15 protein-coding genes and 2 pseudogenes are annotated in these 21,367 nt (G+C 55.9%); 7 read left to right on the plus strand and 10 right to left on the minus strand.

The window, feature by feature from the left end:
* Positions 1-228: 228 nt before the first annotated feature.
* From B4589_RS15525 to B4589_RS15535, 3 genes are all read right to left on the minus strand, one after another.
* Positions 229-669 (minus strand): hypothetical protein, encoded by a 441-nt coding sequence (locus B4589_RS15525; protein WP_176330552.1) that lies wholly within the window; start codon positions 667-669, stop codon positions 229-231.
* Positions 670-687: 18 nt separating this feature from the next.
* A complete protein-coding gene (locus B4589_RS15530; RefSeq protein WP_158081112.1) occupies positions 688-840 on the minus strand; it encodes a hypothetical protein in 153 nt (50 codons plus the stop codon).
* Between the two features lie 310 nt (positions 841-1,150).
* The gene (locus B4589_RS15535) at positions 1,151-2,365 is read right to left on the minus strand and encodes an RNA-guided endonuclease TnpB family protein (RefSeq protein ID WP_143414228.1); all 1,215 of its coding nucleotides are present in this window, start codon (positions 2,363-2,365) and stop codon (positions 1,151-1,153) included.
* A 287-nt stretch (positions 2,366-2,652) separates the two neighbouring features.
* Between B4589_RS15535 and B4589_RS18450 the strand changes: the two are divergent.
* The 3 genes and pseudogenes from B4589_RS18450 to B4589_RS15550 all read left to right on the plus strand — a co-directional run.
* Positions 2,653-4,038: pseudogene (locus B4589_RS18450) on the plus strand (hypothetical protein); the annotation flags it as partial.
* 1,072 nt (positions 4,039-5,110) lie between these two features.
* Positions 5,111-5,740 carry a hypothetical protein gene (locus B4589_RS15545; protein WP_255246166.1) on the plus strand — a complete coding sequence of 210 codons (630 nt, stop codon included), beginning with the start codon at positions 5,111-5,113 and terminating at the stop codon, positions 5,738-5,740.
* Entirely contained in the window at positions 5,733-6,272 is a 540-nt protein-coding gene (locus B4589_RS15550) for a hypothetical protein (RefSeq protein ID WP_079232222.1), read from the plus strand. The genes B4589_RS15545 and B4589_RS15550 overlap by 8 nt, the downstream gene beginning before the upstream one ends.
* A 5-nt stretch (positions 6,273-6,277) precedes the next feature.
* On the opposite strand, the gene B4589_RS15555 is transcribed toward B4589_RS15550, so the two are convergent.
* Positions 6,278-7,282 (minus strand): tyrosine-type recombinase/integrase, encoded by a 1,005-nt coding sequence (locus B4589_RS15555; protein WP_079232221.1) that lies wholly within the window; start codon positions 7,280-7,282, stop codon positions 6,278-6,280.
* A 188-nt stretch (positions 7,283-7,470) separates the two neighbouring features.
* Here B4589_RS15555 and B4589_RS15560 point away from each other — a divergent pair, with 188 nt between their 5' ends.
* Positions 7,471-8,433, plus strand: a complete 963-nt coding sequence (locus B4589_RS15560; RefSeq protein ID WP_079232220.1) for a DUF4268 domain-containing protein — start codon at positions 7,471-7,473, stop codon at positions 8,431-8,433.
* Positions 8,434-8,614: 181 nt separating this feature from the next.
* Here B4589_RS15560 and B4589_RS15565 read toward each other — a convergent pair whose 3' ends face one another.
* The gene (locus B4589_RS15565) at positions 8,615-8,935 is read right to left on the minus strand and encodes a hypothetical protein (RefSeq protein WP_143414227.1); all 321 of its coding nucleotides are present in this window, start codon (positions 8,933-8,935) and stop codon (positions 8,615-8,617) included.
* 96 nt (positions 8,936-9,031) lie between these two features.
* Between B4589_RS15565 and B4589_RS15570 the strand changes: the two genes are divergently transcribed.
* Together B4589_RS15570 and B4589_RS15575 are read left to right on the plus strand one after the other, a co-directional pair.
* Positions 9,032-9,538: a hypothetical protein gene (locus B4589_RS15570; protein WP_079232218.1), complete on the plus strand. Its 507-nt coding sequence runs from the start codon at positions 9,032-9,034 to the stop codon at positions 9,536-9,538.
* A 1-nt stretch (position 9,539) separates the two neighbouring features.
* Positions 9,540-10,187 (plus strand): hypothetical protein, encoded by a 648-nt coding sequence (locus tag B4589_RS15575; RefSeq protein WP_079232217.1) that lies wholly within the window; start codon positions 9,540-9,542, stop codon positions 10,185-10,187.
* A 463-nt stretch (positions 10,188-10,650) separates the two neighbouring features.
* Here the strand turns inward: B4589_RS15575 and B4589_RS18295 are convergent.
* Positions 10,651-10,854: pseudogene (locus B4589_RS18295) on the minus strand (RNA-guided endonuclease TnpB family protein); the annotation flags it as partial.
* A gap of 183 nt (positions 10,855-11,037) precedes the next feature.
* On the opposite strand from B4589_RS18295, the gene B4589_RS15580 reads away from it, so the two are divergent.
* Positions 11,038-12,114: a 2,3-butanediol dehydrogenase gene (locus B4589_RS15580; protein ID WP_079232216.1), complete on the plus strand. Its 1,077-nt coding sequence runs from the start codon at positions 11,038-11,040 to the stop codon at positions 12,112-12,114.
* A gap of 658 nt (positions 12,115-12,772) precedes the next feature.
* Here B4589_RS15580 and B4589_RS15585 read toward each other — a convergent pair.
* From B4589_RS15585 to B4589_RS15600, 4 genes are all read right to left on the minus strand, one after another.
* Positions 12,773-17,014, minus strand: a complete 4,242-nt coding sequence (locus B4589_RS15585; protein WP_079232214.1) for an Eco57I restriction-modification methylase domain-containing protein — start codon at positions 17,012-17,014, stop codon at positions 12,773-12,775.
* Positions 17,015-17,235: 221 nt separating this feature from the next.
* Entirely contained in the window at positions 17,236-17,901 is a 666-nt protein-coding gene (locus B4589_RS15590; RefSeq protein ID WP_079232213.1) for a tyrosine-type recombinase/integrase, read from the minus strand.
* A gap of 232 nt (positions 17,902-18,133) precedes the next feature.
* On the minus strand, positions 18,134-19,195 hold the full coding sequence (locus B4589_RS15595; protein WP_079232212.1) for a type I restriction enzyme HsdR N-terminal domain-containing protein: 1,062 nt from the start codon (positions 19,193-19,195) through the stop codon (positions 18,134-18,136).
* Positions 19,196-19,599: 404 nt separating this feature from the next.
* Positions 19,600-21,366, minus strand: coding sequence for a DUF2254 family protein (locus tag B4589_RS15600; RefSeq protein WP_079232211.1), 1,767 nt, complete (start codon positions 21,364-21,366; stop codon positions 19,600-19,602).
* Between the last annotated feature and the right edge of the window lies 1 nt (position 21,367).

Below are 21,367 nucleotides of genomic sequence, written 5' to 3' on the forward strand. Positions count from 1 at the left end.
ACGTGGGCACAGGGATGACCTGCCGGACTTGATTCCGCTGCCACAGGAAGTGCGTAGGACCGGATGCTGGTGAGTTCAAAACGACACTAGAAGTCAGATAGTCACTCGTGCACCGGGGTATGTACACGGGTACGTACCGATAGTCTCGAAGTTCGAAGGCGATCTCGTCCTTACGCCACGACGGAGAGCAGCCGACGGCGATAGTTCCGGACTGTTTTCGACCGTCACTTACCGCATATCCCGGAGATCATCCGCGTCTAACGCATTCTGTTCTTCCAGATACTCCTCAACATCAGAGATTGTTCTGAGCGATGTAACGCGCTCTGCTTTTGCCTCCGCCCGCGGACTGTATGTCGCTAGTGTCTTGTTCTCATAATCGTGGTCGTCATCGATATAGAAGAGGTAGATGACGTGGTACTCGGAATTCCCCTGAGGAATTTCATCAACAACCTTCGTATATAGCCTGATTTGGTCACCGACAGTGTAGATATCAAGGTTACCGATCCACTCGTAAACCAAGGAGCTCGGAATCACATCGCTCTCAAGGATATTTACCAGTCGGTTAAGAACATCTCTCTGTTCACTCCCCTCAAGCGCCCCGAAATTCTCGGCTGCCTCGCCAGCAAAAATCACACGAGTTTCTTCGTCCGTTAGCGGTACTCGACTCACGACGACGAACGGGGCGGGTTAGAACTTTAGAAGAGATTCAATATCTTCCTTACTCGCCGTATTCCCCCCCTCAATGTCGTCAATGCCTCGGAGAACACCTTCGGGCACGAGGGGCTCATCACCGTCATCCGAGCGTTCCTCAGTGCCGTCGTCAGTGGGTGTGAGGCTCATCAATAGCAATCAGAATCGCCAAGGGTATAAAACCTCGTCTAGAAGGATTGGTGTTCACATATTCTTGTTGAACACGCCGTAGTCATGCGTTTTGAAGCTGAAATTCTCTAAGTGCATATTGTCGACGGGGGACGTTCTACAGGAAACAAGAAGTCATGCATTACGAGTAGGGAAAGGGAATCAGAACCGTAACTCAGAATTCTTGAACAGCCTCTACTGGCCGCAACGCGGCCCGAACCACATCGTATAGACCGTCACCAACCCACCCCTAAAGGGTGGGCTTGTCGGTGGACTCCCGATCTGGCCGACCCTACTGGTCGGCAGGCGAATACTCGCCGTTCACGTTCAACGTCCCCGACTTCAGGGCGAGGTGACGTGTCGCCCCTCCGTGCGGAGACTTTTGCCCCGCACGGAGCATCTTCATCCCGATGTTCTTCGCCGCGTTGTAGTCCGGGTTGACCTCGTACCCGCACTTCTGGCAGCAGAACTTCGCTTGCGACGGACGATTCTCACGGAGTGTCGTTCCACACCGTGAACATCGTTGGGACGTGTACGCCGGATCGACCTGCGTGGTTTCGATACCCTCCACTTCCGCCTTGTACGCCACGTAGTCGTACAGTTGCCGGAACGCCCACGCATGGAACTTCTTCGCATTCGGCATCCGATCTCGGATGTCCGTCAACTCCTCGAACGCGATTATATCGCACCCGTGTGCAACGGCTTCCTGAACGATGGCTTTCGAGATTCGATGCAGGTAGTCCTCAACCCATCGCGTCTCTCGGTCGCCCATCTGCTTGATCGTTCGATGGGCCGACTCCGTTCCCGTCTGTTGCAGGTCGCCGCGCACGCGTTCGTACTCCTGGCGACGGTGATTGAGGTAGCCCCCGCTCCAGAACTGTCCGGTTGACGTGACGGCAATCTGTTCGATACCGAGGTCAACGCCGAGGACTGTACTGTTCCCGGCGTCGCCGTCGTTCGGTATCTCGGACTCCACCTCAGCCTTTGTGCCGATGTGGAGGTAGAAGGTGTCCGTCTCGTCACGGTACTGAAGCGTCGCACCCGTCACCTCGTAGTCATCGTTTCGGAGGTACTCAGTCTGCGGATTGTCGCCCTCCGGTGGGAGGACGTACCCGGCTTCGACACGCCCGTCAACCGTGGAAAGGGAGACGCGGTCATCGTGGAACGTCGCACTCCGTTTGTCGTAGCGAACCGAGGGTGTCGTGAAGTTCGGCTGCGACGCCATCTTTCCGTTCTGCCAGCGAGCGACGACGCCTTTGATAGCTTCGGCGGCCTTGTTGCGTGCGGATTGCACGAGGTTCGCTTGAAGCCGTGTTTGTTCACGCACGTCGGAGTACGTCCGGTCGTGCAGTTCGGTTTTCGATGTGGGCTTGTAGTCGTCTTTCCACGCGTCTTGGACGACGTAGTTGCACGCCCACAGATACTCCTCAATGGTTTCGTGGAGGAGAGTCGCGTCGCTGTCGCCGATGTCGAGTTTGACGACGGCCGTGCGACGCACCTCCACCATACATCATCTGTATAGTGGTAGATTTATAACGTTCATGTTGACGTTGGGGAGTCAGACAGTCGTCGTCCGGTGGTTTGATTCCCAGTATGTCGGCTTCCTCCCATGGATAAAGCCATGGGTTTCCGCCTCGAAATTCGTATGAACCCCCCGATTTGAGCGGTCAGCTAAAGAGTCGAGTTGTGGGTTTTCACGACTCCAGCCGTTTTATTGGTGAATTTCGAGGGAGGGGCACACGTATTCTTCATCCGTGGAATGCATTTATTCGAGTCAAGCTACTGTACTGTCTCATGGATGAATTGACGGCAACCATCTCGTTCGACGAATTCGTCGACATGCCGGAGTTCTATGGATCCGGTGCAGCGGGATATCGCCTCGCGATGGTGAAAGACCGGGCGGACTTTCTCGACTTGTTCGAGGGCGCTCGGCATGTGGATGCAGTGACGTACGCTGAGACCCCGGAGCTGATGGTGCAGATGCTGACAGAGTACGATATCGGCTCGTTGGACGTGCTCATCGGGAATGCCGAGGATTATGCCGACCAGGTCAACGAGGTTTCGACGGCGAAGTCACTCGTCCAGCTGCGTGAAGCCGACCGGCTCACGATCCGGTTGAAAAATCAGAAAACGGTCCACTCGAAGATCTATCGGATCGTTATGCCGGACGATACGGTCAAACTCGTCCATGGCTCGGCAAACCTTTCGCGGAACTCCTGGGAGTACCATACGAACCAGATCTCGGTCTTGACGACTGATGTCGGGACGGAATTGGATACGGAGTTCGAACGGTTCATCGACCAGTACCGCGATGGCTACAGCGACCAAACGCTTCTTGAGGGGCTAGTCGAAGCCCTGGAAGAAGCCGACTCCGCAGGAACGAGAAAATCGAATCGAATACTGGGTCGGCGCTGGCGATCTGGATGTGAGTGATCGGCCGCACTCAATCAGGACGCCGTCGAGGATCTGAAAGACGTCGCTGATGAAGTGCGGGCCGTCGTCGAAGACCCGGAAGAGGCCGACGGGACAGTGGCGTTCGTCGAGGAGCCAGAAAACGCTGATCGAGCAGTCATCGAATCGACCGACGACATGATCGACGACGATGATGCACCGGCCGCCGAGGAGTCGGGCGAAAATGAGGAGTCACCGGACGTGGGCCTTGTCGAATCTGACCACGAGACTGAACTCACAGACACGTTGGACCGCCCCCGTGTGCGGGCGCCCGACGAAAAGATCCGGATGGGTACGAGCAAAGTAGACAAGGATACAGCCGACGAGTTCGGTACAACCCTTCGCGATCGCGGTGCGACTGTCGAGGACCACAGCATCACGGCGCCACTCGATGCGTACACAAAGCAGGTCAAGGAATCCACGTCGATTCCGACGATGTCGGTCCTGCCGGAGGCTGAACAGGTGGTGATCGGCGAGGACGACGAGATGATTCTCGTTGCCACCGACGAACCGACGCCCGACGTCCTCGATCACTGTCTCGGAACGATTGAAGACTACATTGAGACCGTCGAGAATCACGGGCATACACAGTCCGAGACGGCCGTGATGGCGCAGATGTATGAGGCGTTCCTGTACGGCTTCTGGGCGCCGTTTGCCGACCAGTACGCCGAAGCTCTCTCGTCGCCATCACGGACGCTTGACAACGTCCTGCAGCACCTCTATATCGAGGATCTTGTTTTTGTCGTTATCCCAGAGCGTATTGTGGAGTATTGTTCTGACCCAGATACGGATACGAACGAAATCAGGACTGAAGACGGGAATTTCCGAAGCCGAATCAAGATCGTTGGGATGCAGGAGAAACCCACGCAACTGATGACACCGAGGGCACTTCGGGGTGGAAACGACGTTCAGGAGCGCTCAGAAATGGCGTGGAATATCGCTGTCGGAATGCTGTACAAGGCGCGTGAAGGCAGACCTTGGAAATTAGCGGATCTCCGGAGTAGAACGTGCTATGCGGGCATCTCGTTTTATCAAGAACGCTCTGATGACCCGGACACTCGGGCTGCAATTGCCCAAGTCTTCATTGACGACGGAAGGAACTTCGTGATCGAAGGAGGTGCTGTGGAAGATGTCGCTACTGAAGAGCGCCAAACCCATATTTCCTACTCCGATGCGAAGCGGCTCGTTGAGAACATCCTTGAGGAATATGGGAACCAGCGTGATGAAATGCCGAGGCGGTTAGTCCTCCACAAGTCTTCGAACTTCTTAGATGACGAAACGAGAGGGTTCGCAGATGGGGCAAAAGACGTGAAGACAAAGGAATTTATCACCGTCCGCAAGCGGCATCCACTCCGTCTGTTCGGTCAAGGTGACAATCCACCCCTACGTGGGACACTTGCTATTCCGCCAGGAGAACGAGAGTATTACCTGTACACCACGGGATTTGTCCCCGAACAGTCAGTGTACAATAACCCAGGAACGCCGAAGCCGCTAGTTCTTCGACCGCATCCAGAGTATTTCACAGGAGATTACCACCGTATCTGTGAGGAAGTTCTCAAATTCACGAAGTTAGATTGGAACAGCTCCGATTTCTGTAAGCGTCTCCCAGTTACGATTGGGATTGCTGACGCTGTAAGCGAAATTTTAGCCGAGCCTGCTGCTTCAGACATCAATCTCCAGACACACTATTACTACTACATGTGACTTCGGATAGTATGCAGTTGAGAACAGAAGTGCCCCTGGTTGACTGGTTGAACAGACCTCCAAAACACTTTAGACCATAGTTCGCGTACTATGGACTATGTCCAACGCTCCAACTCCCATCCAACCACCGGATGCGGGACACACCGCACACCGGTTTTTCGTCATCCAAGAGCTGCTGGGGACTCCTGATCTCGCGCGGTTCTACACAGATCTCTTGATCAACTCCCCTACAACGGTCACGGCAGCCCGTGAGCGCCAGGGTTTCTCTAAGAGTACTGCCTACAAGTACGCAAATACACTGGCCGAGTTGGGTGTCGCAGAGGAGTTGGAGGAGTACGAAGATGGCTCTTCACTCTGGCGTGCCGACCCCGTGAGTGGAGACTGGACAGACGAAATAACCCTCGAACTCGGTCCCGCCATTATCGCTGTCTATGGCGCAACCAGTGTGGACGACGATCTCGAATTGTTCGTTGACCGCCACGGGAAGGCTGCACTCGCACCGGCGGTCATGGCCACGCTCACTTACCTGCAAGGCGAGACAACGCGTCGTGGTGTCGCGGATGAACTCGGTATCCCTGCTGTGGAGGCCATCGCGGTCACTCAAGCAATTGAGCGGATCATCGCCGTGGTGAAAGGCCACGACCCAACCCTCAGCGATATCACGTTCGAGGTGGACGTTCACGAACGCGCAATCGAGCAGGGACCGTACCAGCGAGCCGATGAGTGAGGAGCATCCGTCTCCGTTCCCGACAGCCCTAATTCTCGATACAAGCTTTCTTCGAACCATCGGGGGAACGGAATCCACCTCGTATCAAACATTCATACAGTACATCAGAGAGGAGGGAATCGACCTGTATCTGACACCGGGTGTCGTGGAGGAACTCACGGAGCAACGCGGATACATTAGTATCGACTGGGTTGACCGAGCGGACACAGCAGCGTGGATCAATCGCATCGATACCGTGCAGCCAGGGGTTCGGGTCCACGACGGGCCGCGTGCTGGGGAGATCATGGATCGGGTTCATGAGCGTCTGGCGAAGTTTGAGCAGACAGATCCAGACGAGCTGAGGAAGACTGATTCAGAACTTCCAGCGGCTGCCGTGATGCTTCTTGGTTCAACAGTGCATGACTCCGTCGGGATTTTGATTGACGACCGGAACGCTGAGCGGGCGATTTCTGGTGTGATCGACAATACGTACTATGAGGGGCGAATTCGAGTACTCAGCATCTGGGATGCAATAGAGTATATCGAGTCCTGACTGCGTCAGAGATCGTCTAAGTAATCCCTCCGCTGTTCCATTTTCTCTTCCTCTGAGCGCGAATCATAGTGCATCGAGAGTACTGTTTCTGTCGCGCGATCTCTGACCGCCTTCATCGGCCATCCTTCCTGAAGCGCGTGAGTGATACCTCCCCTGCGAAGTGCGTGGGGGCTCTCCACAGACGGGCATCCAGAAGCTCCATCGTACGCTGTTGCTTCACACTGTTCGATCTCACGACCATGCGGACACTCCCCAGTTACGACGCAAGGCCTCGTGAACCGATAGCAGTCACCGCGCAGCGTTGTCGTATGAGCACGCCCATGGGATGTCGCAATTAACGGTTCCCGGCCGTGCTCGTCAGTCACCGACGGTCGAGTATGCTCCAACCAATCATCCAGCAACTTACAGACGTGGTCTGAAAGGGCAACAAAGCGTTCCCCTTTACCTTGATTCTTCAGCGTCGTCCCCGTGTCGGGACGGTGGGCCACCTCCAACGACTGCTTGGCAGGATCGTAATCAGCGCAGTCCAGTGCGTGAATTTCACCCACTCGCATCATCGTATGCCACATCAGCGTGAGAACGACGTGTGGCCGCGACGCGTATTTGTACTTCTCCAAGTAGTTCAGTATCCGATCTGCCCGTTCGGAACCCAGCATCTCATCGCGGATGTTGTCTTCGCCGGTCAAGTTCGGTGACAGAACCTTCGTGTGTAGATCCTGTTCCACACCATCAATCGACTCCAGCCACTTGATGAACACCCGCAGTGTATCCATCTGGGTCTTCTCAGTTGCCGGCGAGAGGTCACCCTCCATTCGCCGCCAAATTCTGAACTCGTGAAGCTGGCGTCCAGACAGCTCGTTCAGATTCGTGATACCTTCGTTGTCGCACCACCGGATGAAGTGACCCAGTCGTGAACGATGAGAGTAGATGGTTGCTTGGGTGACGCTGTTTTCGCGGTCAGCGATGTATAATTCGAGTGCGCGTTCGGGTTCGATGGGTTCGAGACTCATTGGTCGTTTCCACGCGAACCCCGGTTTGAACCACTGTTTTCAGCCCCTCGAATTCCGACGCCTCACGCCTCAAAGGACGATTCGTTCGACAGTCGAACCGGAGCCTGCAGGAGCAGAGGATTTCAACAGAGCTGCGAGTTTACATATTCAGCGCTGGGTTATTTACGGACCAACAAGAAAAGGCGGCTATGGATCGGAATATCGCGCAGATACAAGAACACGAGCTCCGTTCAATCTGGGAGCATGAGGAACGGGATTTCACCCGATGGTTAACTGAGAACATTCAGACATTGGGCTCGACGTTGGGAATTGAACTGGAAGATGCAAGGGCCGAAGAGTCGATCGGCGACTTTTCCTCTGATATCGTTGCTCGGGAGATGAACACTGGTGATACAGTCGTTATCGAAAACCAGTATGGAAAAACGGACCACGACCACCTTGGGAAGTTGCTCACGTACTCATCTGGGAAGGATGCCGGGTTCTCCATTTGGCTATCTGAGGAATTCCGGCCTGAGCATCGGAGTGTTCTCGAGTGGCTTAATGAGAGCGGCCCACGAGATGCGAAATTCTTCGCGATCAAACCGAGAGTCGTGAGTATAGCTGGGTCAGAACAGCGTGGGTTTGAGTTTGACGTCGTGGTTGAACCCAATGAATGGGAACGTGAACTCGGCGGGAGTGAGTCACTGACAGAATCAGAACAGGCCTATAAGAGCTTCTTCACTGATCTCGTTGAAGCATACTCCGAGCATCGCCCGGGCTGGAGTAAGCTAAAACCTGGGACTCGCAGTTATTTGACGTTCGGAGCTGGGAAAGGCGGCGTCAGTTTCGGCTGGGTCTTCCATCAAGGCCCCGAGTTTTGCGTCGAACTCTATATGTCGAGGTCAACGAAAGAAGAGAACGAAGCGATATTTGAGTCGCTCAGAGGCTCGAAAGATGAGATCGAGTCGAATCTGAGAACCGAGTTAGTCTGGGAGCAGTTACCCGACAAACAGGCTTGTCGGATCAAATGGCCACAGGAGATTGATGCTCGAATTACTGAATTGACGAGTGGTCAGCGCGCTGATTTGATAGAATGGGGCGTCGAAACGATGGGCAACTTCCAGGATGAGTTTGAACCCCGCGTTTCCGCCATCGAGCTCAGTCACCCCTGAACCGCCGTCTTTCAGGACCGCTATCGAACTGGCATTCACGACCGCTGGCTACCAGCCCACCCACAAGCACGGCGTCGCAATCAACATCACCCCGCTTGCCGAGCACAACATCGTGCCGGCCGTCGTCGACGAGCAGGTGCTGTAGAGGCCGAACCGACGCATAACGTGCTCTCGTGGCGGTTCACAGGTTGAACTCTTCTCGCAGTTCGGGCGGCTTCAGATGGTCGAACTTGTCCGAAATAATAGAAAGATCCATCGCGGTCTCATCACGTATATACACGAGGACTTCGCGTTCCTGGACGTACCAGATTTCCCCGTTCAGCATATGGACGAACTCCAAGTCTTGGCTCGCGTGTTCCATAACCGCCGCTGCCTCATCAAAATCTAACCCATTTGTCAATGCTTTTTGCACCGTAAACTTCGGCTTGGGAGCATCCGAATGTCCGTGCCTGTAGACGAGCATCTTCACGAGATCCGGATAGTGAGCTGAGAGCGATTTCAATAGTCCATAGTTACCCTCGCTGGTAATAAATCCGTCCCAGAATCTGGTTTCTGGTATTCAGAAAGTGTTTTCCCTCCATAGTTAGTACGTCCCGCCATGCCTAGTGACAGCCAGCTCTCGGAAGAAGAAGTCCGTGAGATGGGAAAGAAGGAATTCAGGAAGGAATTCCCATCAGGATGGATGGAGATCACCCGATATGAGACCCTGGTGTTAGTCCTTGATGCGTTCCTCGAATCCCCAGCGGGGCGTGAATACAACACTGAAGAGTTAGCGAGCAAAGCTGGGTGTTCGGAAAAGAGCATAGAAAAGCGGATCTCGATTCTCGTGGATCTCGGAATCATCGAGGAGCTGCAAAAGGATCGATCCGAAACGCGGTACACACTCGATACGAACAATCCGATCACGGAGAAGCTCTACGAGCTGAACGATACGGTCTATCAAGTGAAACAAGGTGACCCCCCGGAATCTACGGATGGAACGCCGGACGACGAAAACATGAATGTAACAATCAGCCGGCGGGGAAGTCGTTTCCGAGAAAGCATTCAGCAAATCCAAGGGTCGAAAGATCATGCAGGGAGCGGGGTTCATCCGGTGGCCAACTAATATGCCGAGCGAAATCGAGCTCCAGGCTGCGCTTGATGAAGTCGCTGGGTATGTCGATCTCTTGGATCATGAGCTTGTGGCACAGGATGTCGACAATATTGCCGTGTATGAAAATGAGGATGGAGATGAATATTCTCTTACTGGACATCGGTGTTCGTTCGAGGACGCAACCTATCTTATTGCCGGCCACCCTGAGTTGGAGTTCATGGCTGCGGTGTACCTTGACTCAATTAATGGATACATCCGGACAGGCCTGACCGAGGACAGTGTCTCAACCATCCTCGATGGGACAGAACGGGAAGAGTACAATAAGGCGACTGCGGCAGATGAACTCTTGAATCGGATTGACGACGAAACGATGGAGGCCTTGGATTTTTACCTCCACTCACTCATTAGCGGTGACTCCTATCGGACATCTATTGAATATAATGTGAATGGGAACATTGATCATATCGTTCTTGAACGGAAATTGTTCCCGTACCATTCGGATTTCACTGTTCGACGCTATAACGATGCAGTTACTTCGGTCATTTCACCAGGGAAGAAGGCAACCAAAGCCGTGCCGCGGACGATCGGGCTTGTCCACCCTGCAGACGACACTGGGGCTTCATCTACAGATTACGAACTGTCGCTGAACTTTGGTTGGTAACCGTTTCAGCCGAGCCTTTTCTGAAGTATTTCAAAGCGGATACTGACCGGCCCCTACTGAAGGGGTAGTTTCGGGTGGTACCCTTTGATCGAGCGTCAGTTGAGAGAAGGATCTCCATGTGTAGCCGATACGTGGAATAGAAAGGATTCCAGCGGAGTTGACCCTTCGGAAGTTCCGAACCTTAACCAACTAGCTGGTTGATCGAGTTGGTTAATAGGCGAGCCGCTGTGTGGCCGATTCGTCCGTTCGAATTCGCTACGGTCCAGCTCGTTTTGGATGAGCACACGTCGGCAGAACACCGTTTCCCAGTACCCCGATGCAGGTCCTCGGTGTTCTGCAAGGCTGCTACAGCTCATCCGGAAACCGGAGGGAGTTCACGGACTCTGATTGACCTCCTCCACGGCGTGAACGCCGTGGAATCCCGCCATAGGATTTCGGACGGGGTTACCGGCCCTTCGAGGTTTCAAGACGCATACGGTCCACTCGTCGCCGGGCGGGTTTCGCCCTCGGAGTGGCTGTCTTGTGGCCCGGTCAATGAGGCCCCATCCGTGGCCGAGTCATCGCCAGCCGCCTTCTGCCCGGACTCCCGGTCGGTTCGGGGCTGGCTCTCCCCGCCACGGTAGCGATCTGCGATATTGAGCGCGGCATTCACGTCCGCCTGATACTCGCACCCTCAACGAAGCGAACGGCGAAGTCGTTCGAGAGGCGCTTCGCGCCTCTCGTGATGACGAGACGCCGTAGGCGTCTCGAACCACCGTGAGCGAGTAGGGTGGGGTAGTTTACTCGGCGAGTTTCTGCGACATTCATGCTTTCGTGATATTTAACCCCTTCCGATAACTATTTTAGTGTGATGAAAGCGGCTGTGTACCACGGACAGGAAGACGTTCGTGTCGAATCGATAGACGAACCGAATGCACCGGCCGCCGACGAAGTCCGAGTCGACGTGGAAGCCTGTGGCATCTGCGGGTCGGACCTCCACGAGTACACGGCCGGCCCCATTTTCGTTCCCGACGAGGACAACCCGCACCCCGTGACCGGCGAGACACTCCCGATTCCGATGGGTCACGAGTTCGCTGGGAACGTGACGGCCGTCGGCGATGACGTCGATAGCGTCTCCGTCGGCGACCGCGTCGCCGTCAACCCGATCATCTACTGTGGAGAGTGCCAGTACTGCACCGCTGGCCAGTACCACCTTTGTGAATCTGGCGGGTTCGTCGGACTCTCCGGCGACGGCGGCGGCCTCTCCGAAACCGTCGTCGCCCCCGAGGAGAAAGCCATTCCGCTGCCTGACGGCGTATCCACCGAACACGGCGCGCTCGTCGAACCGTACAGCGTCGGATTTCACGCCGTCAAGACGAGCGCGTTCACGGCCGGCGACACCGTCGCCGTCTACGGTACCGGCCCGATCGGCCTGACTATCATTCAAGTGTTGCAGGCCGTCGGTGCGGGCACGATCTACGCCGTCGAACCACAGGACTCGCGCCGCGAGCTCGCCGCTGAGGTCGGTGCGGACGAGACGCTCGATCCGACCGGAACGGACGCGGTCGCACACATCACCGAGGAGACGGACGGCGGTGTCGACGTGGCGTTCGAGGCCGCCGGAATCGAGCAAACAGTCCAGGACGCGATCACGTCGACCGCGCCAGCCGGTAACATCACGGTCGTCAGCATCTTCGAGGACAGCGTCGAACTCCACCCGAACGAGTTCGTCATGGGCGAGCGCACGCTCACCGGGACGCTCGCGTACAAGGGCGGCCCCCAGTCCGCCGAAGATTTCGGCGCAATCATCGACATGTTCGAATCGGGAGCGCTCGACCCCGAAGCCCTGATCAGTAGTCGTATCAACCTCGAGAACGTCGTCGAGGACGGGTTCGAGGCGCTGCTCGACCCAGAGCGCGATGAAGTAAAGGTTCTCGTCGACATCTAGTTGGACATCGGGCGCCTTGCGCCCGAGATACCTCTGAAGCTCCCGTATAGGCGTCGACGTTGCGACAAAGCCGTCGATGGTGGTGTACTTGTCGAGCGCGTGTGCGGGTACCCGCTCGCGGCTTGAACGACAGCACATTCACTATCGGCGCATGAGCGACCGTTAGCCACTGACGCCCATGGCCTTGATCTGCTCCTGGTAGCGATTCCGGATGCTGACCTCGGTGACGTTCGCGACGTCAGATGACACTCGTGTTGGTAGCGCGGATAGTCTCTACTTGAGGGATATGCTCAAGAAGTATTGGATGGATTCGTCTCTCACATCGTTTGTAGCGTCACGTGATTAGCTACTCCTCAATCGGTGGTCGCAGGTCACGGCCTCGGAAATCGGCAGTTTCGCCCGTTTCTAGCGTAACGCGGTAGAGGTGAGAGTCAGACTCGTTGCCGGTGGTCAGGCCGGCATCATCAGATAGTGTAGTGCTGATTTCCCCGTGGACACCATGGTATGGCTCATGATCCGGGTCGCTTTGATCCGGGATGTCAATCCGGACTCGGTCCCCCACCGAAAATTGAGGCATTAATCGCTTATTGGCAGCGAGGGAAATCAACGCTCCGGCATACAGACAGTGTCCGGGTCGTCGGTCACCGGTGGTCTACCTCTATTGGACGCTTTGTTCGACGATGTCGATCTCCTCCTCCGTCAACCCGTACAACTCGTAGACGATCTCGTCGATCAGGTCGTCGGTGCGCTGGATCTTCTCATCGAGTTCGTCAGCGCGGGCTTTCGTCTCGCGGTACTGTTTCAGCCCATCGGCGACGTCGTCGACGCGCGGGAGCGTCAGCGCGCGCAGGCGGTCCACCAGCGAGTTGGTCTTGGTCGCCGTCTCGCGGAACCCCGCGAACCCGTCGGCCTCATCGACGGCGACGGGGACGAACGCCGCGATCAGGTCTGCCTCGGTTTCGGTGAGGTCGGTGATCCGCAGCGCCGGCAGGAGGTCGGTCTCGGTGTACCCCCACTGGTCGGTCTCGTGGGCGTCCTCGTCTTCGGGTTTGTAGCGCGCCGTCAGGCGGATCTCCACCGTCGACGACGACTCGCGGACGACCTCGGCGTCGCCGACCCAGAGATTCGGTTTCTGTTCGGCGGTCTGCTGGAGGATGGAGTCGGCGGCGTTCTCCGGGGGTTGGGTGAGGCCGATATCGGCGAGGGTCTGGCCGTCCTCGTAGGTGCCGAGGTGGTCGAGGAGAGAGAGGTTGAGCGAGCCACGCCCCTGATGTAGCTCTTCGTTCTCCGCAGCGAGGTACGAGAGGTACCCATGGGAGTCATCCGGGATCGTGATTCCCGATTCTTCCATACTCGATCGATATGCAGACTCAAATTCAGCCTCGTCCTGATCGGGTGCCGAGAACTGAGGAACGGGAACCTTCGACAGGTACGAGGTCATGAACCGACGGAAGTCTCCCCGTAGAACCGGACTGGTGTGATAAATAAAGAACCACGTCGGAGAGCTATTCAGGACAGCAAGGAGGTAGTAGCGGTGACGTTCGTCATTCTCCTTCGGTTGAACCCCATAGGCACTATTCGGAATGTATGTTCCCCCATCCGCATCAGAAGCAAATTCCGACCGCTGACAGATGTCCGGAACAACCAATTTGGGAGATTCGAATAACTCCTTGGTTCGTGGACACCACAGAGAATACCACGTCGGATAATTCATCGATGCAGTACCTCGGTCGGAAAGGCGCTGCTTGAACTCTGAAAGATATTCGTACGTTTTCGGATAGTCTTCTTCTAGCCGCGCTTCCGGAATTTCACTAGTTCCCTCCTGTCCCAGTTCGTACGGGTAGACCACTGCGAGGTCCGTATCCATGCTACCGTACCTTTCAACCTCATCACCGTCAATCAGCGGTCGTACTGTATCTGATTCAAGTTGATACGTTTCCCCGTTCGCTTGACTACGAACCGTGTATTGCTCGTCGCTTTGACCTTCAATTTCGAGGAAGAAAACTTCGTTATCCCCAGAGACGATCCCTTCCGAGATGTGCTCCGTTACCTCGCCCAGCGCTTCAGCGGACGACCGCATTTTCGAAAGGGCCTGCCTCTCCATCGGACCAGTAAGCACCCAACCGTCATCGTCCAATTCATTACGAGGGATTTCGGCGAACTCGAGGTGGTCCAACGACTGAGTCTGGAAGTCAGAGTCTCGAACCTCTGAGTACAGAAGATCCTCATGTTTTCCCAAGAAGAGCAAGCACGTGTAGGTCGTAGCGGTAGAGAAGACCTGTTGTTGTCCGAAATCGATGATGCGCCGCACCATCTGCCCCTCACCGAGATAGGATCTGAGACCCTGCCCGGCCTGTGATTCGAAGAATTTGTTCGGTAGGATGTATCCTAGATTGTGATCTTTTGCGATTCCTGCGCCCGCCTCAACGAACAGAGAGTAAAGGTCGAATCGCCCTGTTGAAGTTTCGTAGTTTTCGACCGCATATTCTGCCAGTTTGGGGTTCGTCTGTCGAATATTCTGTATCTTCACGTACGGCGGATTCCCAACCACCGCATCGAACCCAGCCCCGTCCTTTCGCTCCCCGTCCTCGCCGAAGAACACCTCGGGGTATTCCAGTTCCCAATGGAAGAACTGTTCCTCCTCAGCCATCACCTGCGCCGTCGTGTACCAGTCCTCAGCCTCGATCTCGGCCCAGTCATCCTCGTCGTCGATGGCGTTAGCCATCTGCTTGTACGCGCCGTCGGGCACGCCGAGGTCGAATCGCTCGGCTGTGTGGACATTCGCCATCCCGAAGAGGCGCTCGTAAAGGTCGTCCTTCCGGATCTCCTCGTAGAGATCCTCCATCCGCTTGGCGTCGGCAACAGTCTCGTTGTCGACCGCTAAAAGATCCTCAACGAGGTCCATCACGTGTTCGAGCGCCTGCCGGCGCGTACGGCTGAAGTCGTCGAACAGAGTGGCCTGCTCCGTGCCGCTGGGCTCGTCCGTACCCAGGATCTCCGAGATGTCGCTGCCGACGAGCGAATTCCCGGCCTTCAAGTGGTGATCAAGGAAGGCCAGTGGCTGGTCGGTAGCGAGCGTCTCCAGCCACATGGAGAGCTTCGCCAACTCGACCGCCATCCCGTTCAGATCGACACCGTAGATACACTCCCGAGAAATCTCGCGTCGAATGGTTTGCTCGTTGAACAGCGTCGACGTCTCCAGTTCGCGGACGCGCTCCATCACCGCGCTGGCAAGGTACTCCGTCGCGCTGGTCAGAAAGTGGCCCGAACCCATCGCCGGGTCAAGCACCCGGAGGTCCGTGACGCCCTTCCAGAACGCCACAACATACTCCTGCGTGCCGCGTTCAAGTCCCTGCTCGTCAAGGTCCGCTTCGAGTTCGTCGAGGAGTGGATCGACCGTCTCCTCAACGATGTAGCTGACCACATAATCCGGCGTGTAGTACGCTCCCGTCGCCTTCCGCTCGCCCTCGTCGTTGACGACGTACAGTTCACCTTCCCCAACAGTCTCGACGCGCTCGTCGTCGTCGATCGCCGTCGCCGGCTTCCAAACCTGCCCCCCGTCTTCGGCGACAGCCGCGTAATCTTCTGGCGCGATGCGGAACTCGTGTTCCAGCAGCCCCTCGTAGATCGTCCCGAGGTGGCGAGTGTCCAGGTCGGCGTAATCGGCCAGCGCGAACGATCCGTCCGCCGTCTCGGTCGTCCCGAGACGGTAGATCACCTCCGCGATGTAGCGATCCGCAACCTCGTTCTCCGCAAGGAACTCGTGCTGCTCGCGGTCGAACAGCCCGCCGTTGTACGCTGAGACGCCAAGCGACTCCTCCCCGGAGTCAACGAGCCGGAACAGGTCCTGTAGCTGGCTCCAGATAGAGTGGGAGTACTCGCTGTAGGCGTCATCGAACGTCTCCCCGCTCTCGATGCGGTCGTGGATGTCCAGCCGGATCTCATCGAGACTGAAGTTCTCGCGGTACTCCGTCCGCGCTTGCGGGTCCTCCGGGTCAATCAGATGCCGTGACTCCGCGTAGAGCACGAACATCAACCGATACAGCAACACGAGCGACTGCTCTTTCAGCTCCGCCAGCGCCTCCTCGTCGCCGGGGTCGATATCCAGATCATTCGTCTCGACGAACCCCTCGCCGAGCACCCGCAGCGCGGTGAAGACGTTGTCCTGCAGGTCCTCACCGAGCTCCTGCGCGGCCGTCTCGCTCTCGGACCAGACCGTCTCGAGGAACGTACTCCCGCCGGCCTCCCGGAACGCCTCGGGTCGGAAGAAGAGGTAGAAGTACTTGAACTCCTCTAGATTGCCGGACGCGAGGATCTCCGGCAGATCCACCTCGTAGTACGTCTCGGTCGCGTAGTCTTTCGTGCCGTAGAGCCGCCACTTCTTCCCGTCGGTGAGGATCCCCCACTGGAGCGACTCCGGCGTGTGTTCGAGGTAGTACTTCACCTGATGGGACGCGTCGCGGTACGACCGCTGCTCGCTGAATCGCTGCGTGAAGTCCGTGTCCCACTGCTTGGCTTCGAGTAGCGCGGCCGAGCGACCGAACGCCCCGGCAAGTTGTCCGTCCTGCTTCATCGCCATCGCGTCCCGGCGGTCCGCGGCGTCGCCGTACAGCACGCGGTCGATGTACCCGCCCGTGTCAGGCAGCGACGTTTCTTGAATCGTGTCGTACCCCAACGTGTCGAGAACCGGGTCGATCCACGACCCGAGCAGTGTATCCTCGTTGTACCCCGCGACGAGACCACCCTCGTCCTCCCAGAGTGCCTGTAGTTTCTCGAAGACCGCCTCAGCCTCGGCGTCGCAGTCCCACGCGTCCAAATCGTCGATGCGCTCCTCTAAGTAATAGCCTGAGAAGAGATCCGAATTACGGTACGGCCCTGCAGTAATCGTTGTTTGGCTCATTGGTTGCGCGAGGAACGGCACCGGTTGAACGGAGATTCTCTGAGAAACTGCTAGCAGACAGTAATGTGACTGAATTCAGAAAGATACAGTAAGACCAAAGTACTGCTAGCTTGAGAATACGCCAACTCGATGGTGGACGCTTCACCGATTAATCACATGCCTTCTACCGGTTCTTTCTCGGAGAATCGGAATGGCGGCTCGACGACCAATCAGTGCCGTGACTAGTGCGTGCTACTGAGCGCCCGTCGAGTCATCGCGCCATCAACGTTGAGGTACTGTTCAGCTGTTTCGAGATCTTCCCAGCCGAACATCGCCCGAAGCGCCGCCATATCCAAGCCTCGACCAGCATGATACGACGCTGCTGTCGCTCGAAGCCCATGCGGAGATGTGGCCTCGACACTGAGGTCAGGAGCTACCTCTAAGGCCGCCAGGAGCCGTCGTTGCAACGTCGAAAACGAGTACGGCCAACCACCGTGCTCCTCATCAAGGAACTCTAACGCCGCCCCGAGACGCGCCGAGAAATGGAACGGCACGTCACGAGACCCGGCCTCCGTTTTCGGCCGCCAGTACTGTGCCTCCAGTTCGTCCACGTTCGCCGTTGAATCCGCTAGCTGCTGTTGCACGACCTGCCGACAGTACCCGCACAATTCCCCGTCACGGCCTTTCGCACACGGATCGTGAGCCGGGATCCGAATCATCTCTCGCTGCCAGTCAATCCACTCCGACGAAAGGTGCGTCAACTCACCAGGACGGAGTCCAAGCCGACCACCAATGAGAATTACCGCACGCGCCTCCAACGATTCACGCCACCCATCCAGTCGATACGTCGCCTCAACTAATCGTTCGAAATCGCGCTCCGTCAGTGCTCGATCACGAGTCGCAGGCATCACCAGAACACGGTAGGGCGATGGTTACAAGGGAAATCATTTGGTCACACCCACGCGAGATCTGCGTTGTGCTTTTCGAGGTACGCCGACTCCAGATGCTGCTCAAGAGACGGGACTCGTTCACCCGCTTGGTCAAGAACGTCCGCTGCAGTAACTCATTTTCCGACTCGAAAGCGGGGTTCACGGACACAAGTGATAGAGGTAGAACCGTTTAGCACAGACGAGGATTGCCTCACCAATTGACGAATTCACATTCCAAGCCGACCTTCTCAGGAAGTTCCAGGGCATATCGCTTCTTATCTTTAGCGCTGAGCGAGGTGAAGAGGTAGTACTCTTGAGAGAGCCGTTGATACTGCCGCATTTCATCGCCATCGATGTGAACCGGCTTCTCGTTCACCAACGCACGACTTCCTCTGCCTGTTCCGGGAACATATGGAATTTCGATCACCTCCAAGAGGCCCTCGTTCTCGATCAGGTAATCTACGAGTTCCGCCATTGCCTCGGCTTGAGTCTCCCCAACCACCCGCTCTATTTCAGAGCCACCCTTGGTTATCCGAATCTCGTACCCAGACTCTGTTTCTGAAGGCGATGGGGTGGCTTTCCGCTCAACCGCGGTCTCGTGGGCCTGCTCCTCTAATGAGGAAATCAGATTATCAACGAAATTCTTTGCCTCATCTTCGACTTTCTGCAAGACGGCCTCGCCGATTTCATCGGTAACGACTCTAGTAACATCCTCAGAGAGACCCTCTTTCTCCTCTCGTAGCGTTCGGACTGCTCGCTGGACGGACTCGATTTTCTCCGCGATCTGTCTCGATTCCCCCGATTCGAGAGAGTTTCGAGAGAGAGCAGTCAACGGTTGCTGCTTCCCCGCAATCTCATCAAGAGAAAACTCTGCGAGTGAAATCTCATTGGGGCGATTGCTGTCGTAGTCCCGTCTGAAGATCTTGAATTCCCGCCCATTCGAAAGGAGCCCCCAATCGACACCTACTTGCCGCATATAACTCCGTAGCTGGTCTTCGTGACCGCTGGTAAGTTCAGTATCCGCGCCTTTCGCCTCAATGAAGACAACAGGCGTATCCTCTATCTTGAGCGCGTAATCAACCTTCTTCGTTCCTGACCCCATCTGGACAGAGTACTCCAGCTCAACGTCCATTGAGAGAATGTCCCAGCCGAGAAGGTCAATGAGGGGTTCGATGATCTTGCGCTTTGTATTCTCCTCGTCCATCTGTGGAGAGTCAGCTATCAACCTCGCAGAACGCTCCGAATACTCTGTCAGCTCTTCACGAAGGACCATCTTATCCCGTGATTCTGCAGGGCGTCAGATAAAGATACGTAAGGTTCAGTCAGGAATTGGCTATATCTGTCGGCATGAAGCAAGGGGGCAGGTTCGGTCGAAACATGGTTAATCTCCTCGGCGCGACGTGGCGCCGACGCTGAAGAGGAGGTTCGGCAGCAGGCCATCTCCAAGCTGAACGATCATCAGCGCGTGCTCTACGAGTACATCAAGAAGTACGGCCCGCTGAGAAGGATATCTACACTCGCTACGAGGCAGGTCTGTTGCGACTGTGGGAGGTCATAGATAATCGAAGCGTGATTGAGGGGCGAGAAGACAGCTATCACCGCCCTATGGGGGCACCTGAAGTGTCCCCATCCACAGGAAAATCCAGAAACATACTGCTCCCCACATCCAGAGATGTACTACTCAGAGGCAGTTTCTCGTTCCTCTTCAGGCTGAACAGCCTCACGCAACGCCATAATTGCCTCTGGGTAGTTCTCCCTCGTGTTGAGATGGCTATACCCATCAATGTTTAAGTCAAATCGATAAGCGTCCTCATACGCTGGGTCGTCACTATTGGAGAGAATGAATAGTCCCGGATTGTCCTCTATCTGCTCGTGGGATAGAATATTCGAAAACGCCTGCGCTACTACCGCTTCATCAGTCTCAGCCGCGATCTCACTGAGTTCTCGGGCCCACTGTGTCACCTCATTCGGATTCGTCGGTGTGACCCCTTGCGGACTAAATCGATCTGCCACGGGTATCTCTGCATCGTTCTCGATGTAAGCCATCTGAATAAGCACTTCACAGAGATCAATCGCCATCTCTGTGGCTCCTGATTCTGCAGTGGTGATGATGAGCTTCTTCCACTCTCGTTTGTAATTCCCTGCTGCAGGAAGCCATCGTCCCCGATCTATCCGATCCTCTAGAAATACACTTGTTACCTCAAATAGTGCTTGGCGACAGTATCTCAGCTGTTCAATAGGGGCTATAGGGGTGTCTCGCCCGTCCTTGTGGAGATCCGTAGGCCCAAAATCTGCTAAGCGGTGTTCTTCCCCGACTTCCGACAGAATGGTTTCATGTGCCTCACAGAGAGACTCAAACAGCTTCCGGCTTGACCCTGACAACCAGCCTGGTCCTTCGACGTTTCGGATCGTCTCACCAAGCCAGCTGTCGATTGTGGTCCGGATGGTGAGCATGAAGGTACTGTGTTCACTATCAGCAGCTAATATCGTAAGGTCCCCAATCGCGTTCCAGCAGTTGTTCAACGCCGGGTGTCCCCGTCTTGAGTTGGGGGATTCTCTGATTGTATTTTCAATCCCGCTTACTGCCTGCCTTGGGATGCGTGAATAGGAATCCATCCCGACAGCTTGCTCTGCGAGAGCAACTTGTCCGGCTATTGCCTTGGTTCTGATCTGGGATTCGTCTTTTTCGGCGGCATGTAGCGTAATCTTGTGGAGGTGGTCTTTCAGAACGGGCCCAAAGAGCTCCTCCTTTGCCCCGAAGCTCTCCTGCTCAAGCAGACCCCGGTCACCTACTTCCCCCAATATTTTCTCACAATACGTGACGTAGTGGTCCCCCCCCGACATCGCAACAGAGTATTCGTTCTGAGATAAGGCTGTCATCGTGAACCGAAACAGCGGCTGAAGCGTGTGGGAGTTAGATTCGGGCTTGGCTGCGAGCGATTCGGCATCTCGGATGTACTCATCAGCCGACACCATCTCCGTGAATCGGCCAACTAATTCCTCAGGTGTCGCCTGTGTCACCATCTCTTTCGCAAACCAGTAGACCGAGCCGAGAGTCAGCATGAAGAGGAGAAGGCTCGCATAGAGGAACCCGGAGACTGCCGGATGTTGTAGCTGTCCAAGACTGAGGTAGATGCCGATATCGAGGAAGATCGACCCGATAAACAGAGCAAAGAGGTACCGAAATTCCCTCGTTCGGAGAAGGAGCGTCGACATTCGGGACTCATAATTCGTCGCCGCTAGCTGTGTCGCGATCAATGTAACCGATACAACAATCGCGAGGACACTCCCTTGTACGGTGATCAATGTCGTCAGGAGACTCTGTAGCGGTTGTACACTCGCTGGCAAGGGAGCGTACAACCCACCGACGAACGCAGGGATTAGACTCAGAAACGCAAGTTTGTACAAGGTACCTGTGTTCGGCCGGTACGAAGGCCAACCCATA

It is taken from the genome of Halolamina sp. CBA1230 (genome assembly GCF_002025255.2).
GTDB lineage: Archaea > Halobacteriota > Halobacteria > Halobacteriales > Haloferacaceae > Halolamina.